Source organism: Pseudomonas sp. 18058, assembly GCF_902706155.1.
GTDB lineage: Bacteria > Pseudomonadota > Gammaproteobacteria > Pseudomonadales > Pseudomonadaceae > Aquipseudomonas > Aquipseudomonas rustica.
In genome coordinates this window covers 14,121-35,507 of record NZ_CACSJY010000059.1, presented here as the reverse complement: position 1 = coordinate 35,507, position 21,387 = coordinate 14,121, and the positions used below count along the sequence as shown (strand labels likewise).

Sequence of the window (21,387 nt, the reverse complement as noted above, 5' to 3'; positions counted from 1 at the left end):
GGCTTGCTCGCGAAAGCGGTGTATCAGTTAGAAATTGTTTATCTGACACACCGCCTTCGCGAGCAAGCCCGCTCCCACAGGGTTTTGCATCAGCACAAAAAAACAGGCCGTGAAGCGAGAGCTCCACGGCCTGTTTTGTTTAAAGCGTTTTACAAATTACAGCGAGTGATACGTCGGCAGGGCGAAACGCTGTTGGCTTTGCAGCATGCCGATTTGCGGCAGCTCACTGGCTTGTTCGGCCAGGTCACGACGGATCGCGCTGATCGCCCACGACAGTTGGTCGCCGGCATGCAGTTGTTGATAAGTCAGTGCGCGTTTAAACACCTTGCCGTCGCTGCTGCGCAGGGTCAGCAGGATCCCGCCATCAGGACGTGGCGCAGTGGTGACGTCGAAGTTGGAGAACAGGGAGGTAAATTTCTCTTGGATCAGGCTCATGTCTTTCAGCTCCGTATGCACTTGAATGGCAAGCATGCAGAGGAGGTTGCAGAGTTTGTGCCAGCATTTGATTAAAAAAATATCGTTATAAATCAATAGCTTGAAAAATATTATTTTTCAAGGCGTCGTGCAATCTGCATGAGTGGCCATCGTGCATCCTGCATTTTGCGGGATCGTGATCATTTCTACGGAACCAAACGCTGACCCGGAGATCAGCTCCGCGCCCGCCACGTCAGCGGATACAAAACATTGCAAAAACCGCGTGTACAGCCTGAGAAGCGCTGACGTATTTTCGATCTCGACCCGCGCTCGAATGCGCCGGTTGTTTCAAGGCACAGCCCGAAAAATAAAAACATCGACCTGCACGCCAAGGTCGAACGGGGAGCTTCCATGCGTCACGCGCCAAGCGACACGATTACCTGGAGCATGATGCTCCGCAAACTGCCGATGATTGCCAAAGCCATCCCGCGGGTGGTCAAAGGCATGAAGGTGGCCAACGTCACGGATCCGACCCAAAGCTGTGGCCTTGGCTGGACGTTCGAACAAGCAACCCTGCGCAACCCCGACGGCCCGGCGCTATTGCACGGCGACGTGGCGCTGACTTACTCACAAGTCAACCAGTGGGCCAACCGTATCGCTCACTATCTGAACGGGCAGGGCATCGGCAAGGGCGACGTGGTCGCGGTGTTTATCGAGAACCGTCCGGAGTTGCTGGTGACGATTTTGGCGTTGGCCAAGGTCGGCGCCGTCAGTGCGCTGCTGAACACGTCGCAGACCCGCGACACGCTGATCCACAGCATTAATCTGGTAGCGCCGGTAGCGATTGTCGTTGGCGAAGAGCTGGTTGCGGCTTATTCAGCGGTGCGCGAGCAAGTGGCAATCACCGCGCCACGCACCTGGTTTGTCGCCGATCAGGACACTTACAGCCATCCGGGCATTGCGCCCGACGGCTTCGTCAATCTGATCAGCGCCAGTGCTGATGCCTCCAGCGAAAATCCGCCGAGCAGCCAGCAAATCTTCTTCGACGACCCGTGTTTCTACATCTACACCTCCGGCACCACCGGGCTGCCGAAGGCCGGGGTGTTCAAGCACGGGCGCTGGATGCGCAGCTCCGCGAGCTTCGGCATGATCGCCCTCAACATGGGCCCCGACGACGTCGTCTATTGCACCTTGCCGCTGTACCACGCCACCGGCCTCTGCGTGTGCTGGGGCTCGGCGGTCAACGGCGCTTCAGGCTTCGCGATCCGGCGTAAATTCAGCGCCAGTCAGTTCTGGAACGACGTGCGCCGTTATCGCGCCACCACCATTGGTTACGTAGGCGAATTGTGCCGTTATCTGGTCGATCAACCGGCCAGCGCCGACGACAACCGCCACGACGTGCGCAAGATGATCGGCAACGGTTTGCGCCCCGGCGCCTGGGCCGAGTTCAAAACGCGCTTTGCGGTGGATCACATCTGTGAGCTGTACGCGGCCAGCGACGGCAACATCGGCTTCACCAATATTCTCAACTTCGACAACACCATCGGTTTCTCGCTGATGGCCTGGGAGTTGGTGGCTTACGACCACGACAGCGGCGAGCCTCTGCGCAGCGACGACGGCTTTATGCGCAAGGTCGAAAAAGGCGAGCAGGGCCTGTTGCTGGCACGCATCGACGAGAAAGCGCCGCTGGACGGTTACACCGATCCACAGAAAACCGCCAAAGTTGTACTGCAGGATGTGTTCGCCAAAGGTGACCGATTCTTCAATACCGGCGATCTGCTGCGCAACATCGGTTTCGGTCATGCGCAATTTGTTGATCGACTCGGTGACACCTATCGCTGGAAGGGCGAAAACGTCTCGACCACCGAGGTTGAAAACCTGCTGCTGCAACATCCGCACATCTCTGAAGCGGTGGCCTATGGCGTGGAAATCCGCAACACCAACGGCCGTGCCGGCATGGCGGCGATTACGCCAGCGGAATCCCTCGCAACCCTGGATTTCGCCGAGTTGCTGTCTTTTGCTCGGGAGCGCATGCCGGCGTACGCGGTGCCGCTGTTCCTGCGGGTGAAGGTGAAGATGGAAACCACGGGTACTTTCAAATACCAGAAAACCCGCCTGAAGAATGAAGGCTTCGACCCCGGCCAGACGGGCGATGACCCGATCTACGCATGGCTGCCCGGTACGCAGACTTATGTTCGCGTGACCGATGAAATATTGGCGGGCATTTATCAGGGCAAGCATCGTTATTGAATCTGGCTATAGGCCGACTTGAGAAAAAGGGGGTGACAGTTTTCCTCGCGCTCGGGAAACTGTCGGCTTTCCGATTGACCGAAAGTGGAGTTGCCCATGTCCGAACAAAGCCGCCAGATGACCCCTGAAGAAGCCGCCGAATTCACCGAGCAGGTTTTCAACAAGGCGCGCGACGGTGATGCCGAGATGCTTGATCGCCTGGTCAGCGCCGGTTTGCCGGTCAACTTGAAGAACAGCAAGGGCGACACGCTGCTGATGCTCGCCAGCTACTACGGCCATATCGACGCGGTGAATGTGCTGCTTAAACACAAAGCCGACCCGGAAATGCGCAATGGCAACGGCCAGAGCCCGATTGCCGGTGCGGCATTCAAAGGTGATCTGGCGGTGGTCAAGGCGTTGGTCGAGGCGGGTGCCGAGATCGAAGGTTCGTCGTTTGATGGCCGGACGGCGCTGATGATGGCGGCGATGTTTAACCGCGTTGAAATCGTCGATTACTTGCTCGGCAAAGGCGCCAACGCGCAGGCCAAGGACGCCAACGGTGCAACGGCGCTGGACGCGGCGCGCACCATGGGCGCGGTCGATACCACGGCGCAACTGGAAAAATTGCTGGGTTGATAAGATCAAAAGATCGCAGCCTGCGGCAGCTCCTACACTGATCCCACCGCAGGCTGCGATCTTTTGCGTTGTGCGCTATCCTCCGCGCCCTCAAATTTCACCTTCCACAGGATCCGCCCTCATGAAAGCCGCACTCGCCGAACTCATCAGCAAAATCAGCTCCGGCTGCATGGCCGAGGACGAGATCCTGAAAGTGGCCGATGAAGCGGCGCAAGCCTACGCCGATGCCGGTGCTTTTCTGACAGCCAACCCGGACATCAACTACGACGACACCTTCCCGATCCCGTTGGGCGAGTGGGTCGTCGTCGGCAGCCTGCCGGAAACCGTGTTGTTCCAGGCCGACACCTACGTTGACCTGTTCGCACAGATCGTCGCCTCGTTCGGCCCGGGCGTGGATTTCAATCTCAAGCCCAAGCAACTGGCGAAAACCGAAGCCCTGACCGCGCTCAACCGCATTCAGGTGCAGATGAGCAGCATGAACAAGGAAAACGGCGGTTACACGCTGATGAACTTCAGCCAGTTGCTCGACGACGAACTGCAAATGGTGCTGGTCTTCGGCAACGACGTTCCGCGCTTGCTGGAGTTGTGCGCCGAAGTCGGCATCAACGCTGCACCCGCGCTGGAAGCCTTGAAGATCGCCGTTCACGTCTGAGTGCAATAAAAGGGAACCCTGCGCGCGACCGTCTATCCTAAAAGTGCATGCCACTATTCTGGAGCGACACCATGGGTTCCACGTTCAACGGTCTGATCGGCCTGATCATCCTCGCCCTCGACATCTGGGCCATCATCAATGTGCTGAAAAGCGGCGCGACCACCGGGATGAAAATCGTCTGGGTGCTGCTGATCATCCTCCTGCCGGTACTGGGTCTGATCATCTGGGCAATCGCCGGGCCACGCGGTAACGTCCGGATCTGAATCAGCTAACACCGCAATACCCCTGTAGGAGCTGCCGAAGGCTGCGATCTTTTGATCTTGCTTTTAAAAATCAACATCAAAAGATCGCAGCCTGCGGCAGCTCCTACAGGGATTGTGGTTGTGAGGTTCGACCTGTCATCTTCGGCAACGTAGAATGCGCGCCTTTCCCGGGCAATCGTCCCCACGATTGACGCCCGCGCATTCATCGGAGCACTTGACCATGACCGTCACCAAAACCAGCGAGTACCTGGAAACCCTCTACGAAGGCTACGGCCAGCGTTTTCGCATGGAAAAACTGCTGCACGAAGTGCGCACCGAACACCAGCATCTGGTGATCTTCCAGAACCCGCGCATGGGCCGCGTGATGGCGCTGGACGGCGTGATCCAGACCACCGAAGCCGACGAATTCATCTACCACGAAATGCTCACCCACGTGCCGATCCTCGCCCACGGCAGCGCCAAGCGCGTGCTGATCATCGGCGGCGGTGACGGCGGCATGTTGCGCGAAGTGACCAAACACGCTGGCGTTGAACACATCACCATGGTCGAGATCGACGGCACCGTGGTCGACATGTGCAAAGAATTCCTGCCGAACCACTCCAGCGGTGCCTACGACGATCCACGTTTGAACCTGGTGATCGACGACGGCATGCGTTTCGTCGCCACCACCACGGAAAAATTCGACGTGATCATCTCCGACTCCACCGACCCGATCGGCCCGGGCGAAGTGCTGTTCTCGGAAAACTTCTACCAGGCGTGCCACCGCTGCCTGAACGAGGGCGGCATCCTCGTGACCCAGAACGGCACGCCGTTCATGCAGATCGACGAAGTGAAAACCACCGCCGGTCGCCTGAAAAGTCTGTTCCCGGACTGGCACTTCTATCAAGCGGCCGTACCGACCTACATCGGCGGTTCGATGACCTTCGCCTGGGGCTCGACCAACCCGGCCTACCGCAAACTGAGCCGTGAAACCCTGCAACAGCGCTTCATCGGCAGCGGCATCGTCACCCGCTACTACAACCCGGAAATCCACATCGGCGCATTCGCCTTGCCGCAGTACGTGCTGCAGGCGATCAACAAGCCAAGCAACGACTAAAAGAACACTGCAAAACCCCTGTGGGAGCGGGCTTGCTCGCGAAAGCGGACTGTCAGCCAACAAATTTGTTGGATGACAAATCGCATTCGCGAGCAAGCCCGCTCCCACATTTGTTTGCCCCGCACGGTAGATGTCGTTTTTTTCATCTTCGCCCGCTGTAATCCTTTTGAACCAACTTTCTGCGTAAACAGTCGAGATAGTTGTAAGCCCATTTGCGGGTTTGATCGAGGAGGCACCGATGCAAAAGTGGAAAGTCACTTTCGTGGACGATCATGGTGAAATTGTCGATGAGGTGTTCGAACGTGCGGAATGCCCCAGTGACGATGAGGCCGCACAACTGATCAAGGCACGGCTCCTGCCCGTGGCCGCCGAGCTGGATCTCAACGATCTGGAAGGGCGCACCGCCGATGCTGGCGTGAAAAGTCTGAAAACCCAGAACAGCATCGAAATCCGCAGCATCACCCCTATCTGACATTCTTCTTGTCACCTTCACCACCAGGCCTTGGCAGCAGCTCTATCTTGGGGCTACTCTGCAAGCGAGATCAGCGAACGGATCGCTAAGGTCTGGTCTTGTCAGCTACATGCTTGTTTCCCGCGTTCAACGACGTTGTCGCAGTACTTTGGCCAAAGGCCCGGGGCGGGAATACGGAAAGTCTATCCATCTATGCGAGGGGGACGATTCATGAGCACAGCCTATCAAGAAGACATCAGCAGCAATGTTCTGCGCCGCATGAAAGAAGGCGGTTTCGATTTTTCCCGATTCCATCCCATCGAGTTCTACGCGATTTTCCCGGACGAGGAGCGGGCGCGCAGGGCAGCAGGCAAATTTCGCGGTGAATCCATCAATGCCCAGGTCAGCGTGCGTGATGACGGTGCGTGGGCGCTGGAATTAAGCAAAGTGATGTACGCGACGTATGACGATATCGGCGATTTCGAGCAGGGCTTTTCGGCGGTGGTCGAGCCTTTGGGCGGAATAATTGAAGGGTGGGGCGTGAAACAGGAGGTGCGTAGCCGCCACCGGTTGAATTGAATATTTATAGATAGAAGATCAAAAGATCGCAGCCTTCGGCAGCTCCTACACAGATTCATGTAGGAGCTGCCGAAGGCTGCGATCTTTTGCTTTTACTTTCAAAACATTTCCAAAAGACAAAAAAAAGCCACCGGAGAGGGTGGCTAAAAGGGAAGACCGATAAGGAGAGGAAACCGGTCAGGGTTAAGGCGGGGCGGGCTGCGGGGCAGTCCCAATCAGTTGAGCTGTCGACTTCGCGGAGCTGTGCGCGGCGAAGTTTTGCAGCGAATGCGCGGATTATCCGCAGCCGATCCCGGGCAGTGAAATCAACTCTGACTATGCTGCTAATAGGCGATGCAGTGCGTCGCAATGAAGCGGGGGCAATCAGGTTGGGGCATTTGCCGCACAGGAATGGTGCGGCGCCTGCGGCGTGAATATCCAACCGATTGAAATCAAAGCGTTTATGCCGATGGCACGGGCCTTGCGAAGGCTTGTATGTCCGGGTGACAAGGAGTACGGCATGATCCGCACCTATTTTGATGAGATGTACGATGCCGGCGGCCAGGTTCGCCCGCATTATCGGGAGTTCGCCCGATGGCTGGCCGACACGCCTGACGAGCTGCTGGCCCAACGGCGACGCGAGGCCGATCTGCTGTTCCATCGCGCCGGGATTACATTCACGCTCTACGGTGACGAGCAGGGCACCGAGCGGCTGATTCCTTTCGACACCATTCCGCGCAGCATCCCCGCCAGCGAGTGGCGGATCGTCGAGCGCGGCTGCATCCAGCGGGTCAAGGCGCTGAACATGTTCCTCGCCGACCTCTATCACGAGCAGCGCATCATCAAGGCCGGGATCATTCCCGCCGAACAGGTGCTGGCCAACGAGCAATATCAGTTGGCGATGCAGGGCCTGGATCTGCACCGCGATATCTATTCGCACATTTCCGGCGTCGATCTGGTGCGCGATGGCGACGGCACGTATTACGTGCTCGAAGACAATCTGCGTACGCCGAGCGGCGTCAGCTACATGCTCGAAGACCGCAAAATGATGATGCGATTGTTCCCGGAGTTGTTCGCCGCGCAACGCATCGCCCCGATCGATCACTACCCGAACCTGCTGCTCGACACGCTGAAAAGCTCTAGCCCGATTGATGACCCGAGTGTGGTGGTGCTGACGCCGGGGCGCTTCAACAGTGCGTTCTTCGAACACGCGTTTCTTGCGCGGGAAATGGGCGTTGAATTGGTCGAAGGCGCGGATCTGTTCGTGCGTGACGACAAAGTCTTCATGCGCACCACCGACGGCCCGAAAGCAGTGGACGTGATTTACCGTCGCCTCGACGACGCCTTCCTCGATCCATTGGCGTTCAACCCGGACTCAATGCTCGGCGTGCCGGGGCTGCTGTCGTCCTATCGCTCTGGCAACGTAGTGCTGGCCAACGCCATCGGCACCGGCGTGGCGGATGACAAATCGGTGTACCCGTTTGTCACCGACATGATCCGTTTCTACCTCGACGAAGAACCGATCCTGAAAAACGTGCCGACCTGGCAATGCCGCAACCCGTCTGAACTTTCCCACGTGCTGGCCAATCTTCCAGATCTGGTGGTCAAGGAAACCCAAGGCTCCGGCGGTTACGGAATGCTAGTGGGGCCGGCGTCGACGAAAGCGGAAATCGATGCTTTCCGCGAGCGCATCAAGGCCAAACCCCACGCGTACATCGCGCAACCGACGCTATCGCTGTCGACCTGTCCGACCTTTGTCGAAAACGGCATTGCGCCGCGCCATATCGATTTGCGCCCGTTTGTCTTGTCCGGTCGTGAAACCCGCGTGGTGCCCGGCGGTTTGACCCGTGTGGCGCTGCGCGAAGGCTCGCTGGTGGTGAATTCATCACAGGGCGGCGGAACCAAGGACACCTGGGTGGTCGAGGATTGAAGGAAGCTAGCCATGTTAAGTAGAACTGCCTCGGATCTGTATTGGATGTCGCGTTACCTGGAGCGGGCGGAAAACCTCGCGCGGATGCTCGACATCAGTTATTCGCTGTCGCTGATGCCGCAGGACGGTCGCGGTGACGGTTTGCATGAACTGGCGATGCCGCTGTTGATCACCGGCACCCTTGAGGATTATCTGGAGCGTCACGGCGCATTGCATGCCGAACGTCTGCTGCACTTTTTCGCCCTCGATGCGGCCAACCCAGCGAGCATCTACAGCTGCCTCGGTGCGGCGCGGGCCAGTGCCCATGCGGTACGCGGACGCATCACCGCGGACATGTGGGAGAACATCAACTCGACGTGGCTGGAGATTCGCGGGATCGCCGAGCAGGGCCTCAGTCGCTATGGCATGAGCCGTTTCTGCGAGTGGATCAAGGAGCGTTCGCACCTGTTTCGTGGCGCGTCCTACGGCACGATCATGCGCAACGATGCATTTCGTTTTATTCGTCTCGGCACCTTTATCGAACGCGCGGACAACACGCTGCGCTTGCTTGATGCCCGCTACGAAATGGCCGGCGATCAGGCCGAAGCGGTCAGCGACGGCACGGCCCACGCCTATTACCAGTGGAGTGCATTGCTGCGTGCGCTGTCGTCCTTCGAGGCCTACACCGAAATCTATCGCGACGCGCCCGGCGCCCGGCATGTTGCCGAATTGCTGCTGTTGCGCGCCGACGTGCCGCGCTCACTGCGCGCCTGCACCGAAGAGATCGACCAGATTCTTGCGCAACTGCCCGGTGCCAACGGTCGTCCCGCGCAACGCTTGGCCGCCGAGATGGACGCGCGCCTGCGCTACACCGGCATCAACGAAATCCTCGAGGAAGGCCTACATGCCTGGCTGACCGAATTCATCCCGCTGGTGCGCCAGTTGGGCAACGCCATTCACAGTTCCTACCTGGAGGCTGCATGAGACTCTCCATTAGCCACGAGACCACCTATCACTACGAAGATAAGGTGCGGGCGAGCATCCAGTACCTGCGGCTGACCCCCCATGACAGCGAGCGTCAACATGTGCTGAGCTGGCAACTCGACCTGCCGCGCCCGGTGCGCGCGCAACTCGATCCGTTCGGCAACATCCTCCACGTGCTGACCATGGACGAGCCGCACGAGGCGATCATCATTGGCGCGCGCGGGCAGGTCGATATTGATGAATTGCGCGAGGCGGAACATGAGAGCCAGTCGGCGCTGCCGTTTCTGCGCTTTACCCGGTTGACCGAGGCCGATGAGGCGCTGCGAGCGTTCGCCGAAAGATCCTGCAAGCAGCGGCGCGATCGCAGCGCGCTGATCGATTTGATGCACGGTTTGAATCAGCACATGACCTACACGCCGGGTTCTACCGAAGTCGACACCAGCGCCGCCGAAGCCTTCGCCGGACGCGCCGGGGTTTGTCAGGATCATACCCACGCGTTCCTCGCCTGCGCGCGCAGCCTGGGCGTGCCGTCGCGTTATGTGTCGGGGTATTTGTACAGCGAGGATTGCGAACATCTGGCCAGCCATGCCTGGGCAGAAGCGTGGCTGGATGACGCCTGGTACAGCTTTGACGTGACCAACGAACTGGCGCGGCCGGAACGGCATTTGAAACTGGCGGTGGGCCTTGATTACCTCGACGCCTGCCCGGTACGCGGCATGCGCCGTGGCGGCGGCTGCGAGCAGATGCACGCGAAAGTGTTCGTCTCACCGACCCCGGTCATCTCCGTGCAACAACAATAAACACGATCCCTCGTAGGAGCTGCGGCACGCTGCGATCTTTTGATCTTGATTCCGCAGATCAAAAGATCGCAGCCTCGTTGCACTCGACAGCTCCTACAGAGTGGGGCGCAAGCGTCAGGGCTTAACCTTGCGCCCCGCCATGTGTTTCAGATACCCCACCAGCAATTCCAGATCCCCCTCCGGCAACACCTCCGCCGAAAACCCCGGCATCTTCGCCTGCGGCCACTGGCGCAAACTCTGCGGATCACGAATGTAGCGCTTCAAGAAATCCGCCCCGAAATACTCCGTCGGACTGTACGGAATATTCAGATCCGGCCCGAACTGCGCATCCCCCGCACCGTTCAATCGGTGACAGGCCAGACAATTCTTCTGAAACAACGCAAAACCCAGATTCACCGGATCATCTTTCTTCAACGCCGGATCCGGCAGGAGGGCAGGGAAGCGTTCGGCCACCGGCGCCATGCGCTTGATGCTCGCCACTTCAAACGGCCACTGCTCGGGGCTGATATTGCCCGCCTGCGGATTCGTCCACACCAGATAGAACGGCCCGGCGCTGTGCTTGTCCTTCGACAACGGCGGCCACGGATGGGCCGGGTCTTCAATCGCCAGCCACGCGCGCGCGCCTTCACGATTGAGCAACGGCGCCGCCGCCAACTCTGCGGCAAAACCGTCCAGCGCTACCGCTTGCAGATGATCTTCAACCTTTATTCCCGTCAACAACGCCGCCACAGGCACGGCGCGATAGAGCATGTCCTTCTTGTAGGACACATCGTTTTTGATGGTGATGTTTTGCACCTGAGGATGCTTGAGCAATTCCTCGGTCTGCCAGGTGCGGCTGTGCTCTCCCAGTTGTAAGTCCAACTGGGCGGCAGACAGAGGCATGCTCAGCAGCATGGCCCCGAGTACGAAGAGCGTTTTCAAATGATCGCCGTCCATGTCGTGGAAGTGCGCAAAGGTTGGCACAGCCACGCTGGCCCGGGTAGCGGGCCAGTCACATTTTCAGTGGCGATAGATAAACCCGCCGCTCGATTCAGCCGATGACCTTGGTCAGATTCGGCAAAATCAACAACAGCGTCGTGGCGAAAAGAATGAGCCCTGCTTGACGAACTTTCGGTTGTTTGAACATGGCTTGACCGCCTTTATTGTTATTTCCTGATGCTTGCCTGCATATCCATGACGGCAAGCGCTGCACTTCCTGTTGAAGGACGCCGGCCTCGGCAAAACCCGACGACTCTGACGTACATGTACTACCTTAGGGCCCGCGTCACGCTTGGCTTAGATCCATTTCATATGGAGTTGCTGCCAACGGCGATTAAAAAGGCATGAGGCGTATTGCCAGCTTCTGCGCCGCCCGCTTGCTAGACAACTCCGTGACCTGAACCGGTTCACCCGACGGCCAATGACCGTCCGTCTGAGCGTGTGCGTCAACCGCATTGAGCACTGTGGTCATTGAATCCGTGGCCGTCCGGGACAAGAGTGCAAGCACAAGAAATCACTCACCGCACAGGTTCGAGGACGTCATGACCCAAGCTTTGATTTTCGATGCGCTACGCACGCCACGCGGCAAAGGCAAGGCCGACGGCGCCTTGCACAGCGTCAAACCGGTGAATCTGGTGGCGGGGCTGCTGACCGCGCTGCAACAACGCACTGCGCTGGACACCAGCCAGGTCGATGACGTCGTGCTCGGTTGCGTCACGCCGATTGGCGATCAAGGCTCGGACATCGCCAAAACCGCGGTGCAAGTGGCTGATTGGGACGTCAGCGTGGCGGGGGTGCAGATCAACCGTTTCTGCGCGTCCGGGCTTGAGGCAGTGAACCTCGGCGCGATGAAAGTGCGCTCGGGTTTCGAAGACCTGGTGGTGGTCGGTGGCGTCGAGTCGATGTCGCGCGTGCCGATGGGCAGCGATGGCGGCGCCTGGGCACTCGACCCGCAGACCAACCTGCACAGTCACTTCACCCCACAAGGCGTCGGTGCCGATTTGATCGCCACGCTCGAAGGTTTCAGCCGTCACGACGTCGATGCCTACGCGCTGCACTCGCAACAGAAAGCCGCGCGGGCCCGGGCCGATGGATCGTTTAACAAGTCGCTGGTGCCGGTGCAGGATCAGAACGGCATCATCCTGCTCGATCACGATGAATTCATTCGTGCCGAATCGACGCTGGAAGGGCTCGGGAAGCTCCAGCCGAGTTTTGAAATGATCGGGCAAATGGGTTTCGACGCGACGGCGCTGCGGGTCTACAGCCACGTTGAACGGATCAATCATGTGCACACACCCGGCAACAGTTCCGGGATCGTCGACGGTGCGGCGTTGATGCTGATCGGCTCCGAAGCCAAGGGCCGCGCGTTAGGCCTGCAACCGCGGGCGCGAATTGTCGCCACGGCGGTCACCAGCACCGATCCGACCATCATGCTCACCGGCCCGGCGCCGGCCACGCGCAAGGCTTTGGCCAAGGCCGGGCTGCGCGTGGAAGACATCGACCTGTTCGAGGTCAACGAAGCGTTTGCCTCGGTGGTGCTGAAGTTCATCAAGGACATGGCCGTCGACCCGGACAAGGTCAACGTCAACGGCGGCTCCATCGCCATGGGCCATCCGCTGGGCGCCACCGGTTGCGCGATCCTCGGCACCTTGCTCGATGAACTGGAAGCGCGGCACCTGCGCTATGGCCTGGCAACGCTGTGCGTCGGCGGCGGCATGGGCATTGCCACCATCATCGAACGTCTCTGAGCCCCCGAATTCAAGGAACCTTGTTATGAGCGAAGCCATTCGTTACGAAAAAGGCCAGGACGGCATCGTCGTGCTGACCATCGACATGCCGGGCCATAGCGCCAACACCATGAACGCCGTGTACCGCGAGGCAATGGCTGAGTGCGTGGCCCGTCTGGTGGCGGATAAAGACAACCTTGCCGGTGTGATCATCACCTCGGCGAAGAAAACCTTCTTTGCCGGCGGCGACCTCAACGAACTGATCAAAGTCGGCAAGCCTGAAGCCAAAGCTTTCTACGACATGGTGCTGACCCTCAAAGGCCAATTGCGCACCTTGGAAACCCTCGGCAAACCGGTGGTAGCAGCGATTAACGGCGCGGCGTTGGGCGGCGGCTGGGAAATCTGTCTCGCCTGCCATCACCGCGTGGCGCTGGACGACGCCTCGGTGCAACTCGGCCTGCCGGAAGTGACGCTGGGCCTGCTGCCGGGCGGCGGCGGGGTGGTGCGCATGGTGCGCATGCTCGGGATCGAGAAGGCGCTGCCGTATCTGCTCGAAGGCAAAAAAGTGCGTCCGCAACAGGCGTTGCAGGCCGGTTTGATCGATGAGCTGGCGGCGGATCGCGATGAACTGTTGGCCAAGGCGCGCGCTTGGATTGTTGCCAATCCAACGGCAGTGCAGCGTTGGGATGTGAAGGGTTATCAGATTCCCGGCGGTACGCCATCGAACCCGAAAGTCGCGCAGATGCTGGCGATTGCACCGTCGATCCTGCGCACGAAAACTCAAGGCACACTGCCGGCGCCGGAGAAGATTCTGTGTGCGGCGGTGGAAGGCGCTCAGGTCGATTTCGACACCGCGCACCTGATCGAAACCCGCTACTTCACCGAGCTGACCACCGGGCAGATTTCGAAAAACCTGATCGGCACGTTCTGGTTTCAGCTCAACGAGATCAATGCCGGTGGTTCGCGGCCGCAGGGTTTTGCGCCTTATAAAACGCAGAAGGTCGGCGTGCTTGGTGCCGGGATGATGGGCGCGGGGATCGCGTTTGTCAGTGCTTCGGCGGGTATCGACGTGGTACTCAAGGACATCAACCTTGCAGCTGCCGAGAAAGGCAAAGCGCACTCGGCCGCGTTGCTCGACAAAAAAGTTGCCCGTGGCCAGATGAATGCAGCCCAGCGCGATGAAGTGCTGGCGCGGATCAAACCCTCTGAAAGCGATGCCGATCTGGCCGGTTGCGACCTGATCATCGAAGCGGTGTTTGAGGATCGCGAGCTCAAGGCCAAGGTTTCTGTGGCTGCGCAAAAAGTCGTGGGCGCCGACGCCGTTATTGCCTCCAACACGTCGACCTTGCCGATTACTGGCCTTGCCAGTGCCGTGCCGGATCAAAGCAAATTCATCGGCCTGCATTTCTTCAGTCCGGTGGAAAAAATGCCCCTGGTGGAAATCATCAAAGGCGCGCAAACCAGCGATGAAACCCTGGCGCGCGGCTTCGATTTCGTGCTGCAAATCAAGAAAACCCCGATCGTGGTCAACGATAGTCGCGGTTTCTTCACCTCGCGGGTTTTCGGCACCTTCACCAACGAAGGCATCGCCATGCTTGGTGAGGGCGTCAGTGCGCCGATGATCGAGACTGAAGCACGCAAGGCCGGGATGCCGGTCGGGCCTCTGGCGATCTCCGACGAAGTTTCCCTCAGCCTGATGAGCCATATCCGCAAGCAAACGGCCAAAGACCTACAGGCAGAAGGGAAACCGCTGATTGAGCACCCGGCCTTCGCCGTGATTGACTTGCTGCTCAACGAATACAAACGTCCGGGCAAGGCTGCTGGCGGCGGTTTTTATGAATACCCGGCCAGTGGCCAGAAGCATTTGTGGCCGGAATTGAAAACGCGCTTCGAGAAAGCCGACGGGCAGATTTCCCCGAAGGATGTGCGTGATCGCTTACTGTTCGTGCAAGCCATCGAAACCGTGCGCTGCGTGGAGGAGGGCGTGCTGACCTCGACGGCGGACGCCAACATCGGCTCGATCTTCGGCATCGGTTTTGCGGCGTGGACGGGCGGCGCGTTGCAGTTCATCAATCAGTACGGGGTGAAGGATTTCGTCGCTCGCGCGCAGTATCTGGCAGAGCAGTACGGCGAGCGTTTCGCCCCGCCGGCGTTGCTGCTGGATAAAGCGGCGAAAGGTGAAATGTTCTAACGGGGCGAGCATTCCGGGGCTTGCCTTGTCAGGGTGTTTCAAGGCAGGCTCTGGGGTGTTCATTATTCCCATCACGTGTCAGGTATTTTTTATGTCGCTACGCATCTGCATTCTGGAAACCGACATCCTGCGTCCCGAACTGGTCGATCAATATCAGGGTTACGGGCAGATGTTTCAGCGCCTGTTCTCGCAGCAACCGATTGCCGCCGAGTTCACCGTTTACAACGTGATGCAAGGCGAATACCCAAGCGACGAGCAGACTTTTGATGCGTACCTGGTCACCGGCAGCAAGGCCGATTCGTTCGGTACCGATCCGTGGATTGAAACGCTGAGGGAATACCTGCTGAGCCGTTACGAGCGTGGCGACAAACTGCTCGGCGTGTGCTTCGGCCATCAACTGTTGGCGCTGCTGCTGGGCGGCAAGAGCGAGCGCGCGACGCAGGGCTGGGGCGTCGGCACCCACAACTACAAACTCGCGGCCAAGGCGCCGTGGATGAGCCCGGTGCGTGAAGAACTGACGTTGCTGATCAGCCACCAGGATCAAGTGACGTCGTTACCGGAAAACGCCACCGTCATCGCCTCGAGCGATTTCTGCCCGTTTGCCGCGTACCACATCAACGATCAAGTGCTGTGCTTCCAGGGTCATCCAGAGTTCATCCACGATTACTCGCGGGCGCTGCTGGATTTGCGTCAGGAAGCGCTGGGTTCGCAGATTTACAGCAAAGGCGTGGCGAGTCTGGAGCAAGAACACCACGGCGCGACGGTTGCGGAATGGATGATGCGGTTTGTGGCGCACAAGCCTGAGGTCGCTTAACAGCAGATCAAAAGATCGCAGCCTTCGGCAGCTCCTACACTGAATCCCTGTAGGAGCTGCCGAAGGCTGCGATCTTTTGCTTTTTTACAACCACCCAGACTTCTTGAAACTCGCCCACAAACTCACACACCCCACCGCAATAAACCCCAGCACCCCGAAGTAACCGTAATGCCAGCTCAGCTCCGGCATGTTCTGAAAGTTCATCCCGTAAATCCCCGCCACCGCCGTCGGGAAAGCCAGAATCGCCGCCCACGCAGCAAACTTGCGCTGCACCACGCTCTGCCGTGACGCCTCCAGTAACACACCGATCTCGATGGTCTGGCTGGCAATATCGGCCAGCGTGCTGAGGTCTTCCATCTGCCGCGTCACGTGAATCTGCACATCACGGAAGTACGGGCGCATGTTCTTGTCGATAAACGGGAAACTCAGCTTCTGCAGTTCCTCGCCGATCTCCACCATCGGCGCCGCATAGCGACGCAGGCGCACGACATCACGACGCAAGCCGTGCAGCTTCTGGATATCGCGCTCATTCAATGCGCTGCACAGCACGTTGCGCTCCAGCTCATCGATCTCGGCATGGATCGCTTCACCGACAGGCTGGTAGTTCTCGATGACGAAATCGAGCAGCGCATAGAGTACGAAATCTTCCCCATGCTCCAACAACAGCGGACGCGCCTCACAGCGCTGGCGCACATGCGCGTAGGACGCCGAGTGACCGTTACGCGCGGTGATGATGTAGCCCTTGCCGGCGAAGATGTGCGTTTCGATGAATTGCAGCACGCCGTTTTCACGGATCGGCGAGTAGGTGACGATAAACAAAGCGTCGCCAAAGGTTTCCAGCTTCGGCCGACTGTGTTTTTCCAGCGCATCTTCAATCGCCAGTTCGTGCAGGTTGAACTGGCGTTGCAGGTTGGACAGCTCCTGAGCGTCCGGCTCTTCCAGACCGATCCAGACAAAGTGGCCGGTTTTCGCGGCCCAGGCGGCGCCTTCGTCTAGGGAAATATTGGTGACTTTCTTACCGGCGCTGTACACAGCAGCAGCAACAACTCGACCCATGGTGGTGATTCGCTTCTTCTTGGCAGGTGGCAGGAATACAAGGCTTCAGCTTAGCCGTGTCGCTACTTGAGAGTCAGTGAAATCTGCACCGTTCATTCGGCAAAAGAAAACCCGCACAAGGCGGGTTTGCTTTCAGGCGGCTTGCAACTGCCGATCCATTGATTCGATGCATTCGCGCATCTGCTCGCGGCACTGTTCGATGAGCATGGGCATGTCGTCCATGGTCAGTCCGGCTGTAGGAATCGCCGGCAGTGAGCGTATGAGAATTTCTCCACTGTTCCAGCGGTTCAGACGCATGTGCTTGATGTAGCTACTGACACACACCGGCACGATTGGCACACCGGCGGCAATCGCCATCTGAAACGCGCCTTTCTTGAACGGCAGCAACTCTTCGCCGAGGTTGCGCGTGCCTTCCGGGAATACCCAGATCGAGGTGTTTTCGTTTTGCAGAGTGTTGGTGGTGGTGAGCATCGACTGGCGCGCCTTGTGCGCATTGCCACGGTCGATCAACACGTTGCCGGCGAGCCAGAACAACTGCCCGAATAACGGCACCCACTTCAGGCTCTTCTTGCCAATGCACACCGTGCGGTAGGGCACAACGTTACCGAACACAAACAAATCGTAATTGGATTGATGGTTGGCAATGATTACGCAACTGGCCGGTTTGTTCATCAGGCCGCTGACGTCGGTTTTCACCCGCAGACGCAGAATGCACATGGCCGGCAATGCATAGAGGCGCGCGCACAGACGGCTGTTGTCCGGATTGAACGGACGGCATATGCCGAGGATCACCCCAAGCACGCCAGCCAGAATAAAGTGCAGGCTCATCAATAACATACGAAACACGAACAGCATTTTCAGGCCCCACCGGCGCAAAAGGTGGCGCAGTGTACGGATGTGCACTGTTTTCGGCAATTGCCACTATAGAGTCCGGAGATAGGCGATGTTTAAGCGCATGTTTCCGAATTGCTTGTCAGACCCGTCCTAGAGCAGCCACGGCGTTTTCAACCGAGCGCGCAAGAAAAAGCCCGACACGCGGGTCGGGCTTTTCTTCGACGCAGGATACGGGGGTTAACCCAGATGCTCCTGATCCTGAACAATCGCGTTGTCCAGGGTTTCCAGCAGCGCTTTGCGCAACTTCAGCTTGGTGTTCTTGTGCGCGAGCATGTTGATCTTCTTCAACTGACGCGCGGCGGCAAGGGCGGCACCTTGCAGCTCTTCGGCAGAAACCACCTTGTCGAGGAAACCGGCGTCCACCGCGCTTTTCGGGTCGAACATCTCGCCATTGATCACCGACCGGTGGAATGCCGAGCGACGCAGACGATCACGCGCCAGCTCGATACCGGCGTGGTGCATGGTCATGCCGATCTGCACTTCGTTCAGACCAATGCTGAACGGGCCATCGACACCGATGCGGTAGTCGGCCGACAACAGCAGGAATGCACCCTTGGCCACGGCGTGACCCGGGCAAGCGACGATCACCGGGAACGGGTGAGAAAGCAGACGACGGGCGAGGGTGGAACCGGCGGTCACCAGTGCCACGGCTTCTTTAGGGCCGGCGGTCATCACTTTCAGATCGTAGCCGCCCGACAGAATCCCCGGCTGGCCGGTAATGATCACGATGGCACGATCAGTCACCGCCTGATCCAGCGCCGCGTTAAACGCCGCAATCACGTCCGGGGAAATGGCATTGACCTTGCCGTTGCTCAAGGTCAGGGTCGCGATGCCGTCTTCGAGGTGGTAGGCAATCAACTCACTCATGACGCGATTCCTTGTAAGAAAGATGAGCAGACGTTACCCACCGCCGCAGGCCAGGTAAAGCGCCGTGACTGACCCGCCGGTCACCGAATCCCGGCTGATCCAGCGCCGCACGCCATTCTGCTTCTATATAGAAGGGCTGCGCCCACCGAAGATTGGCCGGTTTGCCATGGGCCGTCAGCAAGGCAAACGGCTTTTTCTCTTAAGCGCATGAAAATCTTAAAAAAAAGTTTGCCATCGGAAAAGCTTTCGACTACATTAGCGCGCCTCGACAGACAGAACATGTTTGAAGAGATACGGTGAAGTGTCCGAGTGGCTTAAGGAGCACGCCTGGAAAGTGTGTATACAGGAAACTGTATCGAGAGTTCGAATCTCTCCTTCACCGCCACATTTAGTACACAAAACCCCTGATTTCGAAAGAAGTCAGGGGTTTTGTGGTTTCTGGCGTCTGGAATTTATTGGACAGCTGATTGGATGTCGAGATCAGTAGGCCGGCCGGCACCGCCGTGAAGTTGCGCTGATCACTGATCGGACGTTTGTGCCTGGTAGATTTCGATATTGCCGTGTTTAACCTGTTGATACACGGTGTATGGCAATACCAATGTATCTGTCACACCGGAGACTCCCAGATCTATCAAAACCAGCGGGGCTGAAGGGCGACCCTTCCAGGATTTTATCGGCAGATCGGGTGCGTGCAGGATGCAGAAGTCGTAACCGACGCCGCTGTAAATTCGCGAAATCGAATCACAGTAGGTTTGGCGTTTTTTTAGATCATTTCCGGCGACGGTGTCTTCCTGCACGACACTGCTGATCGTGCCGCAGCCAGTAACGGCTAGCGCTGAAAGCAGCAAGGCGATGGTTTTTATTGTCATGCTCGCAATCCCTGGCAATGAGACGAGGGTGCCAGATTAGCGTGTTTGATTGGTGTAGGCCATTCGTCGGGCATCGGTCGATCTGAACCACAAGTCCAGTAATGACCGGCTAGTCTCAAAAGCCTTGGAGGTCGATATTTTTTCAGGCAAAAAAGTTTTGCCGGTGTCGATCCGCATCGCAGGGGCGAAGGTATGACAGAACCGTATATCGAAGACGATGGCGCCGAGTTTCCGTTTAACAACTGCGTTCGTTGTGGCCAGACCGAGTACCAGTCTGGTTTCGGCGAGGATCCGGTTCACACCGGCAAGATCAAGTCCACGGTGCCGAAAGGGCCGAAAGCGAAGTTTTTACCCAAGGTCACGGCACGAGCCAGAAAATGATTCTCCGCCAACCAACCCCGTCTAAGAACGGGGTTTTTTATGCTCTGAGATTTGATTTCGGACTAGACCTACAGACGGTCGTCAGGATCTGTGTTTCTTTCACAAACTTTTCACGTTCGCTTAAGTAGGGTGAAGCCATCCGTTAGAAAGCAAGTCTCCAGCCCGTCTCCCCAGCGGGCTTTTTTTTGCCCGTCATAAAACCTTTTCTGAAATCACTGTCCAATCGGCGCCCATTGCGCGGATGCGTCCGCTTTTATCTGGACTTTGCCGCTGTGACGGCATTCAATCGCGCCCCTTTTTGTTTCTCTGTCTTTGAGGTTTTCGTCATGCGTTTAACACTGCCCGCTCTGGTTCTCGGCCTTCTGTTCGCTCAAGGAGCAATGGCTGCCGGCGACGGCACCGCTGCATTGGGCGGCGGTCTGGGTGGCGCGCTGGGTAATGTCGTCGGTCAGAAAATGGGCGGCAGCACCGGTGCAGCGATTGGTGCAGGTGTAGCGGGCGCGGCCGGTAGCGCAGTGGCTGCACGCAAAGGCAGCCGGACGAAAGCGGCCATTGGCGGTGGGGTTGGCGCGGCGGGCGGTTCGGTGATCGGTAACAGCCTGGGCGGCCGAAATGGCGCCACCATCGGTGCTGGTCTGGGCGGCGCGGCGGGCGGTGCCGTCGGCAGCAACTTGGCCAAAGGCCACAAGCGTCACTGAGATTGATCGCTTGCAGACAAAGCCCGGCTCGATGCCGGGCTTTTTCATGGCTGAACGTTTTTCCCGCAAACGTCTCCAATCTCACATAGGCCCTTGCTTGGGCGAACTGTCCCGATTCGGGAACTGTGAGGTACACATGCGATTGTCATTATCTGCACTGTTTTTCGGATTGCTCGTGGCGCAAGGCGCAATGGCCGCTGGCGATGGTTCGGCCGCCGTGGGCGGTGGGCTCGGTGGCGTGCTGGGCAACGTGGTCGGCGGACAACTCGGCGGCAGCACCGGTGCGGCAGTCGGCGCAGGTGTCGGCGGCGCGGCCGGCGGTGCGGTTGGAGCGAATAAAAACAATCGCACTGAAGCTGCCATCGGCGGTGGCCTCGGCGCGGCGGGTGGCTCGGTTGTCGGCAACAGCCTCGGCGGATCAACCGGTTCGGCTGTCGGCGCAGGATTGGGCGGCGCCGCGGGTGGCGCGGTCGGTAATAACCTGGGTGACGACGGCGGATCTCACTCCGGTGGGGGTCACAAGCACAAGAACAAACATAAGAACCGCCATCATTGATTAATGAAATGGTTTAACAAAAGCCCGGCGTTTGCCGGGTTTTTCGTATTTGCCGTTCAGACGCTGGAACGATTGGCTGTAGGACTTTTCGAACGTCTACACTCCCCGGAAATGATGAGGTTTGCCATGACTCCTGAAACTGAAGGCAAGGAAGAGAAGGGCCCGAGCGGGCTGCCGTTTATCAATGATCCGGGGAACGAAGATCCGGGATCGCTGATGGATGATGCGACGGTGCCGCTGAATGATTCGGATGAGGCGGATATGGAGTATGAAGAGGATGAGGATGAGCAGTGACTGTTCTGCGAGTCGAACTTGATATTGCGTTGAGCTCTATAGGGCCTAGGATTTTAGGCCCTTTGGTTCT

Annotated in this window: 24 protein-coding genes and 1 tRNA gene; 19 read left to right on the top strand and 6 right to left on the bottom strand. The window is 58.3% G+C overall.

The window, feature by feature from the left end; genetic code table 11:
* Positions 1 to 156: 156 nt before the first annotated feature.
* Positions 157 to 435 carry a DUF3509 domain-containing protein gene (locus tag GVL50_RS24070; protein ID WP_053118700.1) on the bottom strand — a complete coding sequence of 93 codons (279 nt, stop codon included), beginning with the start codon at positions 433 to 435 and terminating at the stop codon, positions 157 to 159.
* A 390-nt stretch (positions 436 to 825) separates the two neighbouring features.
* Between GVL50_RS24070 and GVL50_RS24065 the strand changes: the two genes are divergently transcribed.
* The 10 genes from GVL50_RS24065 to GVL50_RS24020 all read left to right on the top strand — a co-directional run bounded on the left by GVL50_RS24065 (position 826) and on the right by GVL50_RS24020 (position 9,992).
* Positions 826 to 2,664, top strand: coding sequence for a long-chain-acyl-CoA synthetase (locus GVL50_RS24065; protein WP_159815296.1), 1,839 nt, complete (start codon positions 826 to 828; stop codon positions 2,662 to 2,664).
* 96 nt (positions 2,665 to 2,760) lie between these two features.
* Entirely contained in the window at positions 2,761 to 3,279 is a 519-nt protein-coding gene (locus GVL50_RS24060; RefSeq protein WP_053118689.1) for an ankyrin repeat domain-containing protein, read from the top strand.
* A gap of 121 nt (positions 3,280 to 3,400) precedes the next feature.
* The gene (locus tag GVL50_RS24055; protein ID WP_159815295.1) at positions 3,401 to 3,931 is read left to right on the top strand and encodes a hypothetical protein; all 531 of its coding nucleotides are present in this window, start codon (positions 3,401 to 3,403) and stop codon (positions 3,929 to 3,931) included.
* A gap of 71 nt (positions 3,932 to 4,002) precedes the next feature.
* Entirely contained in the window at positions 4,003 to 4,194 is a 192-nt protein-coding gene (locus tag GVL50_RS24050) for a PLDc N-terminal domain-containing protein (RefSeq protein ID WP_007914053.1), read from the top strand.
* A gap of 220 nt (positions 4,195 to 4,414) precedes the next feature.
* The gene (gene speE, locus GVL50_RS24045; protein WP_008080944.1) at positions 4,415 to 5,290 is read left to right on the top strand and encodes a polyamine aminopropyltransferase; all 876 of its coding nucleotides are present in this window, start codon (positions 4,415 to 4,417) and stop codon (positions 5,288 to 5,290) included.
* Between the two features lie 238 nt (positions 5,291 to 5,528).
* Positions 5,529 to 5,762 (top strand): hypothetical protein, encoded by a 234-nt coding sequence (locus GVL50_RS24040; RefSeq protein WP_053118693.1) that lies wholly within the window; start codon positions 5,529 to 5,531, stop codon positions 5,760 to 5,762.
* A gap of 210 nt (positions 5,763 to 5,972) precedes the next feature.
* On the top strand, positions 5,973 to 6,320 hold the full coding sequence (locus GVL50_RS24035) for a ribonuclease E inhibitor RraB (protein ID WP_008080948.1): 348 nt from the start codon (positions 5,973 to 5,975) through the stop codon (positions 6,318 to 6,320).
* 499 nt (positions 6,321 to 6,819) lie between these two features.
* On the top strand, positions 6,820 to 8,229 hold the full coding sequence (locus GVL50_RS24030; RefSeq protein ID WP_007914061.1) for a circularly permuted type 2 ATP-grasp protein: 1,410 nt from the start codon (positions 6,820 to 6,822) through the stop codon (positions 8,227 to 8,229).
* Between the two features lie 12 nt (positions 8,230 to 8,241).
* Entirely contained in the window at positions 8,242 to 9,192 is a 951-nt protein-coding gene (locus GVL50_RS24025) for an alpha-E domain-containing protein (RefSeq protein WP_053116841.1), read from the top strand.
* Positions 9,189 to 9,992, top strand: coding sequence for a transglutaminase family protein (locus tag GVL50_RS24020; RefSeq protein WP_159815294.1), 804 nt, complete (start codon positions 9,189 to 9,191; stop codon positions 9,990 to 9,992). Before GVL50_RS24025 ends, GVL50_RS24020 begins: the two co-directional genes overlap by 4 nt.
* Positions 9,993 to 10,106: 114 nt before the next feature.
* Here GVL50_RS24020 and GVL50_RS24015 read toward each other — a convergent pair whose 3' ends face one another.
* Positions 10,107 to 10,928: a cytochrome c gene (locus GVL50_RS24015; RefSeq protein WP_159815297.1), complete on the bottom strand. Its 822-nt coding sequence runs from the start codon at positions 10,926 to 10,928 to the stop codon at positions 10,107 to 10,109.
* Positions 10,929 to 11,512: 584 nt separating this feature from the next.
* On the opposite strand from GVL50_RS24015, the gene GVL50_RS24010 reads away from it, so the two are divergent.
* The 3 genes from GVL50_RS24010 (at position 11,513) to GVL50_RS24000 (ending at position 15,702) form a co-directional block, all read left to right on the top strand.
* Positions 11,513 to 12,718, top strand: a complete 1,206-nt coding sequence (locus tag GVL50_RS24010) for an acetyl-CoA C-acetyltransferase (RefSeq protein ID WP_159815293.1) — start codon at positions 11,513 to 11,515, stop codon at positions 12,716 to 12,718.
* Positions 12,719 to 12,743: 25 nt separating this feature from the next.
* Positions 12,744 to 14,888, top strand: a complete 2,145-nt coding sequence (locus tag GVL50_RS24005; RefSeq protein WP_159815292.1) for a 3-hydroxyacyl-CoA dehydrogenase NAD-binding domain-containing protein — start codon at positions 12,744 to 12,746, stop codon at positions 14,886 to 14,888.
* Positions 14,889 to 14,979: 91 nt separating this feature from the next.
* On the top strand, positions 14,980 to 15,702 hold the full coding sequence (locus tag GVL50_RS24000) for an amidotransferase (RefSeq protein ID WP_053116846.1): 723 nt from the start codon (positions 14,980 to 14,982) through the stop codon (positions 15,700 to 15,702).
* 84 nt (positions 15,703 to 15,786) lie between these two features.
* Here GVL50_RS24000 and GVL50_RS23995 read toward each other — a convergent pair whose 3' ends face one another.
* From GVL50_RS23995 to GVL50_RS23985, 3 genes are all read right to left on the bottom strand, one after another.
* Complete coding sequence (locus GVL50_RS23995) at positions 15,787 to 16,758, bottom strand: magnesium and cobalt transport protein CorA (protein ID WP_053116847.1); 972 nt, start codon at positions 16,756 to 16,758, stop codon at positions 15,787 to 15,789.
* A 132-nt stretch (positions 16,759 to 16,890) separates the two neighbouring features.
* Positions 16,891 to 17,613 (bottom strand): 1-acylglycerol-3-phosphate O-acyltransferase, encoded by a 723-nt coding sequence (locus tag GVL50_RS23990; protein WP_159815291.1) that lies wholly within the window; start codon positions 17,611 to 17,613, stop codon positions 16,891 to 16,893.
* 216 nt (positions 17,614 to 17,829) lie between these two features.
* On the bottom strand, positions 17,830 to 18,519 hold the full coding sequence (locus tag GVL50_RS23985) for a crotonase/enoyl-CoA hydratase family protein (protein WP_159815290.1): 690 nt from the start codon (positions 18,517 to 18,519) through the stop codon (positions 17,830 to 17,832).
* Between the two features lie 64 nt (positions 18,520 to 18,583).
* On the opposite strand from GVL50_RS23985, the gene GVL50_RS23980 reads away from it, so the two are divergent.
* Positions 18,584 to 18,730 (top strand): hypothetical protein, encoded by a 147-nt coding sequence (locus tag GVL50_RS23980; protein ID WP_159815289.1) that lies wholly within the window; start codon positions 18,584 to 18,586, stop codon positions 18,728 to 18,730.
* An 84-nt stretch (positions 18,731 to 18,814) separates the two neighbouring features.
* A tRNA-Ser gene (locus tag GVL50_RS23975) sits at positions 18,815 to 18,904 on the top strand.
* Positions 18,905 to 19,037: 133 nt separating this feature from the next.
* Here GVL50_RS23975 and GVL50_RS23970 read toward each other — a convergent pair.
* Positions 19,038 to 19,388 carry a YceK/YidQ family lipoprotein gene (locus GVL50_RS23970; protein WP_159815288.1) on the bottom strand — a complete coding sequence of 117 codons (351 nt, stop codon included), beginning with the start codon at positions 19,386 to 19,388 and terminating at the stop codon, positions 19,038 to 19,040.
* A 192-nt stretch (positions 19,389 to 19,580) separates the two neighbouring features.
* Between GVL50_RS23970 and GVL50_RS23965 the strand changes: the two genes are divergently transcribed.
* From GVL50_RS23965 to GVL50_RS23950, 4 genes are all read left to right on the top strand, one after another.
* Complete coding sequence (locus tag GVL50_RS23965; RefSeq protein ID WP_053116851.1) at positions 19,581 to 19,769, top strand: hypothetical protein; 189 nt, start codon at positions 19,581 to 19,583, stop codon at positions 19,767 to 19,769.
* A 326-nt stretch (positions 19,770 to 20,095) separates the two neighbouring features.
* The gene (locus GVL50_RS23960; protein WP_053116852.1) at positions 20,096 to 20,467 is read left to right on the top strand and encodes a hypothetical protein; all 372 of its coding nucleotides are present in this window, start codon (positions 20,096 to 20,098) and stop codon (positions 20,465 to 20,467) included.
* Between the two features lie 136 nt (positions 20,468 to 20,603).
* Entirely contained in the window at positions 20,604 to 21,023 is a 420-nt protein-coding gene (locus tag GVL50_RS23955) for a YMGG-like glycine zipper-containing protein (protein ID WP_159815287.1), read from the top strand.
* Between the two features lie 3 nt (positions 21,024 to 21,026).
* Positions 21,027 to 21,317 (top strand): hypothetical protein, encoded by a 291-nt coding sequence (locus tag GVL50_RS23950; RefSeq protein ID WP_159815286.1) that lies wholly within the window; start codon positions 21,027 to 21,029, stop codon positions 21,315 to 21,317.
* The last annotated feature ends 70 nt before the right edge of the window (positions 21,318 to 21,387 follow it).